Source organism: Bradyrhizobium sp. NP1 (assembly GCF_030378205.1).
Taxonomy (GTDB): domain Bacteria; phylum Pseudomonadota; class Alphaproteobacteria; order Rhizobiales; family Xanthobacteraceae; genus Bradyrhizobium.
In genome coordinates this window covers 4,149,647-4,162,617 of record NZ_CP127385.1, presented here as the reverse complement: position 1 = coordinate 4,162,617, position 12,971 = coordinate 4,149,647, and the positions used below count along the sequence as shown (strand labels likewise).

General features: G+C 65.2%; 11 protein-coding genes. 7 read left to right on the top strand and 4 right to left on the bottom strand.

Annotated elements, in window-relative coordinates; all coding sequences use genetic code 11:
- Window positions 1-4: 4 nt before the first annotated feature.
- Window positions 5-601, top strand: a complete 597-nt coding sequence (locus QOU61_RS20080) for a class I SAM-dependent methyltransferase (protein ID WP_289652936.1) — start codon at window positions 5-7, stop codon at window positions 599-601.
- A gap of 7 nt (window positions 602-608) precedes the next feature.
- On the opposite strand, the gene QOU61_RS20075 is transcribed toward QOU61_RS20080, so the two are convergent.
- On the bottom strand, window positions 609-1,007 hold the full coding sequence (locus tag QOU61_RS20075; protein ID WP_289652935.1) for an MAPEG family protein: 399 nt from the start codon (window positions 1,005-1,007) through the stop codon (window positions 609-611).
- 68 nt (window positions 1,008-1,075) lie between these two features.
- Window positions 1,076-2,875, bottom strand: a complete 1,800-nt coding sequence (locus QOU61_RS20070) for a PHA/PHB synthase family protein (RefSeq protein WP_289652934.1) — start codon at window positions 2,873-2,875, stop codon at window positions 1,076-1,078.
- A gap of 277 nt (window positions 2,876-3,152) precedes the next feature.
- Here QOU61_RS20070 and QOU61_RS20065 point away from each other — a divergent pair, with 277 nt between their 5' ends.
- The 4 genes from QOU61_RS20065 (at window position 3,153) to glpX (ending at window position 7,340) form a co-directional block, all read left to right on the top strand.
- Window positions 3,153-3,461 carry a hypothetical protein gene (locus tag QOU61_RS20065; protein WP_289652933.1) on the top strand — a complete coding sequence of 103 codons (309 nt, stop codon included), beginning with the start codon at window positions 3,153-3,155 and terminating at the stop codon, window positions 3,459-3,461.
- Window positions 3,462-3,652: 191 nt separating this feature from the next.
- Window positions 3,653-4,873: an LL-diaminopimelate aminotransferase gene (locus QOU61_RS20060; protein ID WP_289652932.1), complete on the top strand. Its 1,221-nt coding sequence runs from the start codon at window positions 3,653-3,655 to the stop codon at window positions 4,871-4,873.
- Between the two features lie 67 nt (window positions 4,874-4,940).
- A complete protein-coding gene (locus QOU61_RS20055) occupies window positions 4,941-6,257 on the top strand; it encodes a homoserine dehydrogenase (RefSeq protein WP_289652931.1) in 1,317 nt (438 codons plus the stop codon).
- Window positions 6,258-6,338: 81 nt separating this feature from the next.
- Entirely contained in the window at window positions 6,339-7,340 is a 1,002-nt protein-coding gene (glpX, locus tag QOU61_RS20050) for a class II fructose-bisphosphatase (RefSeq protein ID WP_289652930.1), read from the top strand.
- Between the two features lie 270 nt (window positions 7,341-7,610).
- Here the strand turns inward: glpX and QOU61_RS20045 are convergent, their stop codons facing one another.
- Window positions 7,611-8,744 carry a hypothetical protein gene (locus QOU61_RS20045; RefSeq protein WP_289652929.1) on the bottom strand — a complete coding sequence of 378 codons (1,134 nt, stop codon included), beginning with the start codon at window positions 8,742-8,744 and terminating at the stop codon, window positions 7,611-7,613.
- Between the two features lie 158 nt (window positions 8,745-8,902).
- Between QOU61_RS20045 and QOU61_RS20040 the strand changes: the two genes are divergently transcribed.
- Both QOU61_RS20040 and recJ read left to right on the top strand, forming a co-directional pair.
- A complete protein-coding gene (locus tag QOU61_RS20040) occupies window positions 8,903-9,625 on the top strand; it encodes a haloacid dehalogenase type II (protein WP_289652928.1) in 723 nt (240 codons plus the stop codon).
- 265 nt (window positions 9,626-9,890) lie between these two features.
- Window positions 9,891-11,732, top strand: coding sequence for a single-stranded-DNA-specific exonuclease RecJ (recJ, locus tag QOU61_RS20035; protein ID WP_289652927.1), 1,842 nt, complete (start codon window positions 9,891-9,893; stop codon window positions 11,730-11,732).
- Here recJ and QOU61_RS20030 read toward each other — a convergent pair.
- A complete protein-coding gene (locus QOU61_RS20030) occupies window positions 11,729-12,961 on the bottom strand; it encodes a lytic murein transglycosylase (RefSeq protein WP_289652926.1) in 1,233 nt (410 codons plus the stop codon). The two genes, recJ and QOU61_RS20030, sit on opposite strands and share 4 nt — an antisense overlap.
- Window positions 12,962-12,971: the final 10 nt, after the last annotated feature.

Genomic DNA, 12,971 nt, shown 5'->3' with positions numbered 1-12,971 from the left:
CGTCGTGGACGACGAGACGCTGCAATTCTATCGGCGCAATGCGGAAAGCTACGCCGCCTGGGCGAAGGCGCCATCGACCCGGCTCGTCCGCTTTCTGACGCTTGTGCCCTCGGGCGGGGCGATCCTCGAGCTTGGCTGCGGTGCCGGCAACCATGCGGTGGAAATGCTCGCGCGCGGCTTTGCCGTGCGGATAACCGACGGCTCGCCGGAAATGGCTGAGGTTGCGGCGCGCCGCCTCGGCCATCCCGTGGAAACGCTGCTGTTCCATGAGCTCGACGAGCGCGGCGCCTATGACGGTGTGTGGGCGAGCGCCTGCCTGCTGCACGTGCCGCGCGACGAGCTGGTCGAGGTGCTGGCGCGCATCCGCCGCGCGCTGAAGCCGCGCGGCGTGTTCTATGCCAGCTACAAGATCGGCGGGGGCGGCGGCGGGCGCGACAGCCTTGGCCGCTACTACAACTACCCCTCGGCGGACTGGCTACGGGCCAGCTACGGCGAAGCCGGCCCGTGGGAGGTGCTTTCCTCCGACACCGGCGAGATCAAAAGCTTCGACGATGCGCCGGCGACGATGCTGCACCTGACCGTCCGCAAAAAGTACGCGTAACGCGCGCTCAGAGCAGTCCGAAGATCGCCAGCGCCAGTACCGCCTGGGCGAGGAAGCCGACGGTGAAGGCGAGCGTCCGGAACACCGGCAGGCCGAGCGTATAGACGATAATGTGCGCAACGCGGGCCCAGAAATAGACCGCGCAGGCGAGCACCGTCCATTTGGTCGAATAGTCGACCGCGTTGAGGATCAGGACCAGGGGGGCGAAGATGATGAGGTTTTCCACCGCATTGTCATGGGCGAACATCAACCGCGTCGCCCATTCCGCATGCGGCTTGTCGTTGCGCGAGGGGTTGGCCATCGCGCCGGTAAGGCCACGGATCTGGGTGCGGTTGATGATGTAGGGGACCCACAACAGCCCCGTCAGAATGACCGTCAGCGTCAGCCAGAACAATTCGCGCGTCATCGCCTATCCCCTCGGTTGAGTCGGAATCTCCCCAGGGAGAGTTTATACCTCAAGCATGAAGGTTCGCGCTATGCGCGAACGCGGACGTAGCTGCCGGGCGCGTCTTCGATCGGCGGCGACGCCTCGCTGCCGACCGGCCGCGCCGGGACCGCTTCGGCGTCGATGCTTTCGAGCCAGGCGCGCCAATCCGGCCACCAGGACCCCTTGTGTTCCTGCGCGTTCTTGAGCCAGTCCGCGACCGTGACATCCTTGACGTTGTCGTTGGTCCAGAACTGGTACTTGCCCGACGACGGGGGATTGACGACGCCGGCGATATGGCCGGAGCCGGACAGCACGAATTTCACCGGGCCGCCGAAGAACTGCGAGCCGTACAGCACGGATTCCGCAGGTGCAATATGGTCCTCGCGCGTCGCCAGGTTGTAGACCGGAACCTTTACCTTCGAAAGGTCGAGCAGCGTGTTGTCGAGCACCATGGTGCCCGTGGAAAGGCGGTTCTCGAGATAGCAGTTGCGCAAGTAGTAGGAATGATTGGACGCCGGCATGCGCGTGGCGTCCGAATTCCAGTGCAACAGGTCGAACGAGGAGGGCGGCTGTCCCTTCAAATAGTTGCTGACCACGTAGGACCAGATCAGCTCGTTGGAGCGCAGCATGTTGAAGGCCATCGCCATCTTGCTGCCCTCGAGCACGCCGCGCGCCTCCATGTCGCGCTCCAGCGCGGTGATCTGGTCCTCGTCGACGAAGACGAGGAGATCGCCGGCGTGGGTGAAGTCGACCTGCGCGGCAAAGAAGGTCGCCGAGGTCACGCGCACCCGCCGCTTCTCGGCGAGCCAGGCAAGCGTCGCCGCAAGCAGCGTGCCGCCGACGCAATAGCCGGCGGTATGCACCTTCATCTCGCCCGTGACCTTCTCGATCACGTCCATCGCCACGAGCGGGCCTTCCTTCATGTAGTCGGCAAAGCCCTTTTGCCCGAGCTCCCTGTCCGGGTTGACCCAGGAGATCACGAACACCGTGATGCCCTGGTCGACGCACCATTTGATGAAGGATTTTTCCGGGCGCAGGTCGAGGATGTAGAACTTGTTGATCCAGGGCGGCACGATCAGGAGCGGCGTGCGCAGCACCTTCTCGGTGGAAGGCTCGTACTGGATGAGCTGCATCAGCTCGTTCTGGTAGATCACCTTGCCCGGCGTCATCGCCATGTTGACGCCGACCTCGAGGTTCGCGGGGTCGGACTGGCGGATGCGCAGCGTGCCGCGGCCGGCTTCGATGTCCTCCGCCAGCATGGTCATGCCGCGCGCGAGGTTGTTGGCGTTCGATGACAGCGTCTCGCGCAGCACTTCCGGATTGGTGAGGACGAAATTGGACGGCGCCAGCGCGTTGGTGATCTGCTGGACGTAGAACTCGGCCTTCTGGCGCGTATGCGCGTCGAGCCCCTCCGCATCGCGCACCAGGTCCTGCGCCCAGCGCGTGGTCAAAAGATAAAGCTGCATCACGAAGTCGAAGAACTGGTTCGACTTCCATTCGGGGTCCTTGAAGCGCTTGTCGCGTGGCGACGGCTCGATCGCCGGCGCGACGGCTTCGCCCGCCAGCCGCCGTACCGCCGTGCCCCAGAGGTCGAGGTAGTCTTTCGCGATCCGGGTCTGCAGCTCCGAGGAGCGGGCGTTGTCGCCCATCCAGTATTCGGCGACGGCGCCGAACGTCTTGATCACCTCGGCAAGCTCGGCCGGCGGCTTGTCCTTGATCTCGGTGGTCGGTTTCAGATAGGCGGCAAGCGCCCGGCCGGTGCTCTCCATCGCCCGCGCCACGTTCAGCGCAAAGGCTTCGGGATCGAATGTCTTGACTGGCTTGGCTTCGGCCGTGACCTCGTTCATGGGCCCGACACTATCGTCTCGCTGCGGCTTCGTCACCGCGGCGTCGTGGCCGGTTGCTTCTCGGTTAATGTCGGCCATGGGCGTGCTGCACTGCGACAAGCGATCTTGGTTCTGACACATTGACGGCTCAACGGGTATAGTAACGTTCCAGCCTCTAATCGTTTTCGACGACATTTGGTTTGGGTTTGATCAACCCTTGATTCAAGATGCGGGCCATCAACAAGATATCGGCCATCGAGGGGCGTAAGGGGTCTTAAGGGGGCGAGGACGGTCGCGAATGTCGGCAGGGCTGCAAAGCAGAGCGGTTGCGCTCGGCCTGTTGCTGGCGGCGGGCATCGCGTTGTCCGGCTGCGCGAGCACGGTTGCCGAGCTGCCGGCGGTCGGCACCCCCGCCGACGCGCCGCCGCCCTCAAAAGAGGCAAGCGGGTATCTGCCGGTGCACGATATGCCGCCCGACCGCGAGGCGGCGGTGATCCCGCCGAACGAACGGGCCAAGATCGAGGCCGAGCTGATCAAGGCGCGCGACCGCCAGGCCGTTAAGGACAATCCCCAGAACGCCAACGCCTCCGCCAAGCGATCCGATTAGGGTGGCGCGTCGGCGTCCGCGTGGTAAAAGACTGCTAATTCAACCGCATATCGGGGCAGGGATTAGAGTTTTTGCTCCCGAATTCGCGCTAAATCATTGATTTGGCGTGGTTTCGGGGCAGGGGCGGAGTTTCCGCTTCACCTGGCCGGATGTGAGGCGATTCCGCCCGCCGGTTGTCGGAGCCTGGAGCCATGGACGAGTTTTACCGCATTCGCCGCTTGCCGCCTTACGTGTTCGAACAGGTCAACCGGGCCAAGGCGGCCGCACGCAATGCCGGCGCCGACATCATCGACATGGGCATGGGCAATCCCGACCTGCCGACGCCGCCCCACGTCATCGAGAAGCTCAAGGAAACCCTGGGCAAGCCGCGAACCGACCGCTACTCGGCATCGCGCGGCATCGCGGGGCTCCGCAGGGCGCAAGCCGGCTACTATGCGCGCCGCTTCGGCGTGAAGCTCAATCCGGAAACCCAGGTCGTCGCCACCCTCGGCTCCAAGGAAGGCTTTGCCAACGTCGCGCAGGCGATCACCGCGCCAGGCGACGTCATCCTGTGCCCGAACCCGAGCTATCCGATCCACGCCTTCGGCTTCCTGATGGCGGGCGGGGTGATCCGCTCGGTACCGTCGGAGCCCACGCCGCAATTCTTCGAGGCGGTGGAGCGCGCGATCATCCATTCGATCCCGAAACCGCTCGCGCTCGTGGTCTGCTATCCGTCGAACCCGACCGCTTATGTCGCGAGCCTCGATTTCTACCGGGATCTCGTGGCGTTCGCGAAGAAGCACGAGATCTTCATCCTGTCCGACCTCGCTTATGCCGAGGTCTATTTCGACGAGAACAATCCGCCGCCGTCGGTTTTGCAGGTGCCGGGCGCGATCGACGTCACCGTCGAATTCACCTCGATGTCGAAGACATTCTCGATGGCCGGCTGGCGCATGGGCTTTGCGGTCGGCAATGAGCGCCTCATCGCAGCGCTGGCGCGGGTGAAATCCTATCTCGACTACGGCGCGTTCACGCCGATCCAGGTGGCGGCGACCGCAGCCCTGAACGGCCCGGAGGACTGCATTCGCGAGATGCGCGACACCTACCGCAAGCGGCGCGATGCGCTGGTGGAATCGTTCGGCCGCGCCGGATGGGACATTCCGCCGCCGCAAGCCTCGATGTTCGCCTGGGCGCCGCTGCCGAAAGCTTTCCAGGACGTCGGCAGCATGCAATTTGCGACGTTGATGGTGGAAAAGTCCGGTGTCGTGGTGTCGCCGGGCGTGGCCTTCGGCGAGCATGGCGAGGGTTTCGTGCGCATTGCGCTGGTGGAAAACGAGCAGCGGATCCGCCAGGCTGCCCGCGGCGTGCGCCGCTTCCTTGAAAGTGGCCTGGAAACGTTGCACAACGTGGTCCCTCTCGCCAACCGGCGATAGGCGTGATCGCCGAAAGCATTTCGGATCAGGTCGTGCCTAGAGCTCCTTCCGGCAGGTTCGTTTCGTCATGGTCGCACCCCTGAAAGTGGGTATCGCGGGACTCGGCACCGTGGGTACCGAAGTCGTCCGCCTCATCGAAGAGCAGGGCAGGACACTGGCTGCGCGCTCGGGCCGCGGCGTGCGGGTGGTGGCCGTGACAGCGCGCTCCAAGGCGAAGAAGCGCGGCGTCAACCTCAACGGCGTGGCCTGGGCGAAAAATCCGCTCGAACTCGCCAACGATCCCAATATCGACTGTCTGGTCGAGCTGATCGGCGGCTCTGGCGAGCCTGCGCTGTCCGCGATCGAGACTGCGCTGAAGGCCGGCAAGTCGGTGGTGACAGCCAACAAGGCGCTGATCGCCAGGCATGGCCTGCGGCTGGCGCGCGCGGCCGAGAAGCACGGCGGCGCGCTGAATTTCGAGGCCGCCGTCGGCGCTGCCATTCCCGTCATCAAGACGCTGCGCGAGGGCCTCGCCGGCACTGGCATCAACCGCGTCTACGGCATTCTCAACGGCACCTGCAACTACATCCTGACGCGGATGGAAGAGGAGGGCCTGTCGTTCGCCGAATGCCTCAAGGATGCGCAGCGGCTCGGCTATGCCGAGGCCAATCCGTCGTTCGACGTCGACGGCCACGACACGGCGCAGAAGCTTGCGATCCTCGCAAGCCTCGCCTTCGGCACCAAGGTCGCCCAGAGCGCGGTCTATGTCGAAGGCATATCCTCGATCGCGCCGGAAGACCTGCGCGCGGCCGCGCAGCTCGGCTACCGCGTCAAGCTGCTCGGGGTCGCCATGCGCACCACCAAGGGCATCGAGCAGCGCGTGCATCCGACCATGGTGCCGAAGTCCTCGGCGATCGCCCAGGTGATGGGTGTCACCAACGCGGTGACCATCGACGGCGAGGGCATTCCGCCGATCACCCTGGTCGGCCCGGGCGCCGGCGGCGCGGCGACCGCGTCCGCGGTCGTGTCCGACATCGTCGACGTCGCCCGTGGCATCCGCGCCAAGCCGTTCGGGCGGCCGGTGGAGCGGCTGCGCGAAACCGCAAAGGCGCCGATGGAGCGGCACGAGGGCGGTTACTACATCCGCCTGATGGCGCGCGACCTGCCCGGCACCGCCGCGACGATCGCGACCCGGCTCGCCGAGCAGAAGATCTCCATCGAATCGATCGTTCAGCGCCATCCCGACGCAAATGCTGCGGCCGCGGCAAGAAAAGCTTCACCTGTCCCGGTCATCCTGATCACCTATGCCACCCATGAGGACGCGGTGCGCCGTGCGCTTGAGGCCGTGCAGCGGGACAAGGTGATCAGCGGCCGGCCGCAGGTGATACGGATCGAGAAAAATTGACGCGCAAGCGTAGGGTTGGTGCGTTGAACGATTGATTGCGGGCCCGCGGGTCTGCCAAAAAGGGATTTGAGGAGTACGCCGATGTCGAGCCATATTTCCGTTCCGCCGCAATTGCTGCTTGAGCGCATCATGACGCTGGAACTCGTGCGCGTGACCGAGCGCGCGGCGGTCTCTGCGGCGAGGCTGCGCGGCCACGGCAACGAGAAGGCCGCCGACCAGGCCGCGGTGGATGCGATGCGGCGGGAACTCAACAAGCTGCCGATCGAAGGCACCGTCGTGATCGGCGAGGGCGAGCGCGACGAAGCGCCGATGCTGTTCATCGGCGAAAAGGTCGGCATCCAAGCCGGACCGCAGGTCGATATCGCGGTCGACCCGCTCGAAGGCACCACGCTCTGCGCCAAGAACATGCCGGGCGCGATTGCGACCATGGCGTTGGCCGACGGCGGTACGCTGCTGCACGCGCCGGACGTCTACATGCAGAAGCTTGCGATCGGGCCCGGCTATCCGAAAGGCGTCGTCGAGCTCGACGCTTCACCGGCCGACAATGTCCGCCGCCTTGCCAAGGCCAAGGGCGTCGACACTTCGGCGATCACCGTGCTGGTGCTCGACCGGCCGCGCCATGCCGACATCATCCAGGGCGTCCGGTCGACCGGCGCCGCGGTGCGGCTGATCACCGACGGCGACGTCGCCGGCGTGATCCACTGCGCCGATCCGGAAAATACCGGCGTCGACATGTATCTCGGCACCGGCGGCGCTCCTGAAGGCGTGCTGGCTGCCGTCGCGCTGCGCTGCATCGGCGGTCAGATGCAATGCCGGCTGATCCTCGACACCGAGGAGAAGCGCGAGCGGGCCCACAAGATGGGTATCAACGATCCCCGCACGATCTACGGCATCGAGGACATGGCGCGCGGCGATTGCCTGTTCGCGGCGACGGGTGTCACCACCGGTTCGCTGCTGTCCGGCGTCAAGTTCCGCAAGGACGGCGTGATCGAGACCGAAACCGTTGTGATGCGCTCGGTCACCGGCACCGTGCGCACCATCAAGGCCGAGCACCGCGAGCTCGCGAAATTCCACCTCGATTGAGTGACCGCCAAAGCGTCTTCGAGCGAAGTGGATGCCGGTTCGCGTGAAGAAAACGCATCAAGACTGGAATCTAGAGCCCGGTTCTGATTCAATCAGAACCGAAGGGCTCTAGCGTGGTGGTTCAGAAGTTCTCTTCATTGTTGCTGCGAGTCCGCCAAGAGAACTTCTGAACCAGAACCACACTAGAATCATAAGTTTGCTAGTGTCCTTTCGACTCCGAAGTTTGCGAAGTGTCCGCCGCGAAATGTTGCGAACTTCGGATTCGGGACACTAAGACAGTCGGGTTGACGTCTGCTTCGGCAGGAACATGAACACGCGTCCCTGCGTCAGCCCCTGTTTCAGAAGGCCCTGCAGCTTGGTGACCTCGCCGGCGAAGGGAAGCAATGCCTCCCTTGCCGCGCCGGTGTCGCCGCGGGCAAGCGCATCGCGCGCCTTCTGGTCGGCAGCAACATAGGCATCGCTGGCCAGTATCTTCGACAGCACGCCGCTGATGCCCTGATCGTAGCTGTCGAGCCTTGCCTCCGAATCATAGCTTGCGGGTTGCAGCTCGACATGGTTGTCGGCACCGCTCGCATCGAACAGGCCGGCCCGGGTCAGCAGGCTCAGGAGCGGATGATCCCTTGCCGTCGCCGGCGAGATCACGGGATATCGCTTGACCGGGGCGGAGGGCGATTGGGCGCCGACCCTCAGTACCGGCGAGCCGTTGAAGCGGGAAACAGCATAGTGCACCTTGATGCGATCGGTGGCGGAGACGACGAACACCTCGCCGTCCTTGATCCCATCGCCGCGCCCGATGAGCTGGGAGGCGATCATCCCGACCCTCTCGACCAGGGTCGGCAACGCCATGCCGGGAAGGTCGCACTCGATTTCACGGCCGGTGAACGAAGACAGCCCAACGGTCAGCGCGCCCACCGACTCGACCGACTTGAACGGAAGGATGTCGATCCACAGCACAAACGGATAGCCCGGAGGGGGCGCGAACGAGCTTTGCGAGAACTCCAGCCACGTTTGGGGCGAACGGCCGATCTTGTCTTTCCAGATGACGGCGCAGGCTTCGGGCAGGGTGGAAACCAGACCGCCGATGACCGCGGTTGCGATCCTGGCGCGCTCGAGCTCGCCTGTATTTGCTTCCGTCATCGACAAGGTGACGTGAGCGCGGTGGCGCGCGGCGATCTGACCTCCATCTCGCCAGAGGATCTTGGCACGCTCCCAAAGCGCATCGTCTTTCGGCCTCGGCGCGTCGACGAGCGTGAGAGCGACGACCTGATCGCCGCACTGAATGGACGAGGGGGCATTGGCTGCCCACGGACGATCGGGATGGCGTTGCCGCAGCGCATCAACCAGTAGCTGCAAGTTGGGCAATGTCGAATTTTGCAGGAGAACGAACGCGATCGGCTGGCTCATGGATGGCTCACCAGGTCTTGCGGATGCGTCTGTCCGACCGGGCCGTTGCAGGCTCGCTATTTTGTTGTGCGATGGATATTCACGTCAAGCACCGCTATATGAAAAGGTCGACGTACCCGACCCGGCCAAGAACAATAAGCAAATTGGAGCAGCGAAATATGACATCCGATCTTGCGGGAGTGAAGGCGCTGATCTTCGACGTGTTCGGTACCGTCGTCGACTGGCGCACCAGCCTCATCAATGACCTCACGGCGTGGGGCGTCAAGCGCGGCATCAAGGCGGACTGGACCGCACTCGTCGACGGCTGGCGCGCGGTCTACACCGCGTCGATGGACGAGGTGCGCAAGCATCCCGAGCGCGGCTTCGTCATCCTCGACGTGCTGCACCGCCAATCGCTCGACAAGCTGGTCGCCCAGCTCGGCATCACCGGGTTGAGCGATGCCGACCTGCATCACCTCACGCTGGGCTGGCATCGGCTTCATCCCTGGCCTGACAGCATTCCGGGCCTCACGCGCCTGAAGGCAAAGCACATCATCGCGCCGCTCTCCAACGGCAATGTCGCGCTGCTCACCAACATGGCGAAGTTCGCAGGGCTACCCTGGGATCTCATCATGTCGGCGGAGCTGTTCGGGCACTACAAGCCCGATCCGGAAACCTATCTCGGTGCGGCCAAACTGCTTTGCCTGGAGCCGGGCGAAGTCATGATGGTCGCCGCCCACAATTACGATCTGAAGAACGCGCAGAAGCGCGGGCTGAAGACCGCTTTCGTGGCGCGGCCGACCGAATATGGCCCGCTGCAGAAGGTCGATTTCGAAGCGACCGGAAACTGGGACATCGTCGCCAAGGATTTTGGCGGCATCGCCGACCGGTTGAGGTGCTAGGGATAAGGGGGACAGATCGGCCGTGCCGCTTGCGGGCGGCAAGCTGCCTCGGGCACGATCGCCAGTGGTCCGATTCTGACATTCGCACTCCGGTTTCGGAGGCACTTTTGCGAATGTCAGAATCAAGGGACCACTGGCAAATTTATTGATCCAAGTGGAGCTTTGGATTTGACATTCGCATGAAGGATCGCGGCAGGTGGGCGGCGAAGGTCAAATCCGCACCACTGGTAAATCGGCGTCCCGTCCCTATCTCCCGGCGAGCATCATGACGCTTCCCGCATCCGCAATTCCCGTCGAGGCGCCGCAGGCGTTCCTCGGCGTGGCGCATTCGCTCACCGGCAAATTGTGGCGCGACCGGCTGGATGCGCGCGGCGCGGCCCGCGCGCTCGCGATCGCGCAGCGCCATCAACTGCCGGAAATGCTGGCGCGGGTATTGGCCGGCCGTGACGTCGATATCGAGGCGGTCGCCGATTTTCTCGATCCGACCATCCGCAAGCTGATGCCCGACCCCTTCACGGTGACGGAGATGGAGGCGGCCGCCAGGCGCATCGCGGACGCGGCAGCGCGCGGCGAGAAGGTCGCGATCTTCGGGGACTATGACGTCGACGGCGCGACCTCGGCGGCTTTGCTCGCCTGGCATTTGCGCCATTGCGGGCTTGATCCGTTGATCCACATCCCCGACCGCCTGTTCGAAGGCTATGGCCCGAACACGGAAGCCGTGCGCATGCTCGCCGCCAAGGGCGCCACGCTGCTCGTGGCCGTCGATTGCGGCACCACCAGCATCGAGCCGCTGGCGGAGGCGAAGCGGCTCGGCATGTCCGTCGTCGTGATCGACCATCACCAGTGCGGCGACGAGCTGCCGGTGGTCGACGCGCTGGTCAATCCGAACCGGCCCGACGATCTCTCCGGGCTTGGACATCTCGCCGCGGTCGGCCTGACCCTCGTCACGCTGGTCGCAGTCAACCGCGACCTGCGCCAGCGCGGCTACTGGACATCGGAGATGCCGGAGCCCGACCTGCTCGGCATGCTGCATCACGTCGCGCTCGGCACGGTCGCGGACGTCGCGCCGCTGATCGGGCTGAACCGCGCCTTCGTTGCAAAAGGCCTGATCGCGCTACGCCGCCGCGACCATGTCGGCCATACCGCGCTGATGGACGTGTCACGGCTGAACGGTCCACCGGAAGCCTGGCATCTCGGCTTCATGCTGGGGCCGCGCATCAATGCCGGCGGGCGCATCGGCCGCGCCGATCTCGGCGTGCGGTTGCTGCTCGAGGGCGATGTCACCGAGGCCGCGCGGATCGCGGCCGAGCTCGACCGCCTCAACACCGAGCGGCGCGCCATCGAACAGGCTGCGGAAGCGCAGGCCGAAGCCGAGGCGCTGGCCGCGCTCGGGCTGGAGGACAAGGGCGCCGTCATCGTCACCGCATCCGAGGGCTGGCATCCCGGCGTGGTCGGGCTCGTCGCGGCGCGGCTGAAGGAAAAATTCGCGCGGCCTGCCTTTGCCATCGCGCTCGAGCCCGGCGGCATCGGCACCGGCTCCGGGCGCTCGATCGCCGGCGTCGATCTCGGCCGCGCGGTGCGACAGGCTGTGGCCGACGGCCTCCTGATGAAGGGCGGCGGCCACGCCATGGCGGCGGGCGTCACCTTGCGCAAGGAGAAGCTCGCCGAATTCCGCGCCCATATGGAAAGCGCGCTGTCGGGCGATGTGGCACAGGCGCGCCATGTCAACGAGATCTTCATCGACGGCGCGGTGTCGGCGCGCGGGGTGACAGTGGAGTTTGCCGCGACCCTCAACCGCGCGGGCCCGTTCGGCAGTGGCAATCCCGAACCCGTCGTGGCGCTGCCGTCGCATCAGCTCGTCTTTGCCGACGAGGTCGGGCAGGCGCATTTGCGGCTGCGCTTCAAGTCCGGCGACGGCGCCATCGTCAACGGCATCGCGTTCCGCTCGGTCGGCCAGAAGCTTGGCAACGCGCTGATCGCCAATCGGGGCCAGGTGCTGCATGTGGCGGGATCGCTCAGCGTCGACCGCTACCAGGGCACGGAGCGCGTGCAGCTCCGCGTGCTCGACGTCGCCACGCCCGACCCCGGACCGGCGCTGATCCGCTAGCCGCCCTGCCGCAACCGTGCCAGCACCTTCAGGCCGCCATAGCCATCGGCCGGCGTTAGCCCGGCCTTGGTCTGAAAGTCCCGGATCGCCTTCATCGTGTCGTTGCCGACGCGACCGTCGGTACCACCGGTATCGAATCCCGCCTTGGTGAGGCGTGTCTGCATTTCCTGCACCTCGGCGAGCGTCAGCGCGCGCTCCGATCCGGGGAAGGGCTGGATGAACGGCGGGGCGCCGAGGATGCGGTCGCCGAGATGGCAGATCGCCAGCGCATAGTTCATCGACGGGTTGTAGCTCTTGACCGCGTTGAAGTTCGGGCCGAGCAAAAAGGCCGGGCCGCCCGGCACCGGGATCCACAACTGCGCCGATGCGTTTGGCTGCGGGAATGGCTGGCCGTCGGCGCGGGTGACGCCGGCGCTCGCCCAGGCCGCATAGCTGCGGCTGCCGCCGGCTGCGCCGCTCGCGCGCACCTCATAGCCCCAATGCTCGCCGCGATGATACCTGCCGCGGTTGACCAGGAATTTGGCGCTGGAGCCGAGTGCGTCGTCGGGCCGGCCGAACGGTGAAACCTTGCCGTCGCCGTCATAGTCGAAGCCGACATTGAGCCAGACCTCCGGCATCCATTGCGTGTGACCCATCGCGCCGGCCCAGGAGCCGCGCATCTCCTCCGGCGTGCTCCAGCCGCGATCGACGATCCTCAAGGCATTGATCAGCTCGGTCTCCCAATAGGCGCGCCGACGCGGCTCGTTCCAGGCGAGCGCGGCCAGCGATGGAAACACCGGCGTCATGTGGTTCTGCTGCACCAGCGGATCGCCATAGGCGGATTCGACGCCCCATAGCGCGAGCAGCGTGCCGCGCTCGACGCCGAAGTCCTTCTCGATCCTGGCGAACAGCGCCTCGTTCTTCTTCAGCGCCTCCTTGCCGTGGATGATGCGCCAGTCGGAGACGCGGCGGTTGATGTATTGCCAGATCTGCTCGTTGAATTCCGGCTGCCTGGCGATCTGCTTGAACACGCTCATGTCGGGCTCGACGTGGCCCATCGCACGCGCCCAGGTCGCTTCCGAAATACCCTTGGCGAGCGCCTTGCTGTGAAAATTCTCGCGCCATTGCTCGAAGCCCGGCGGCGCCGCGGCGCGCGAGGCAGCACCACTTGCAAGCAGGGCGGCCGCGCCAAGCCCAACGCGAAGCAGACCGCGCCGTGTCGGATGGTTCCGGGAATCAGGCTGTCTCATGCCGACCATT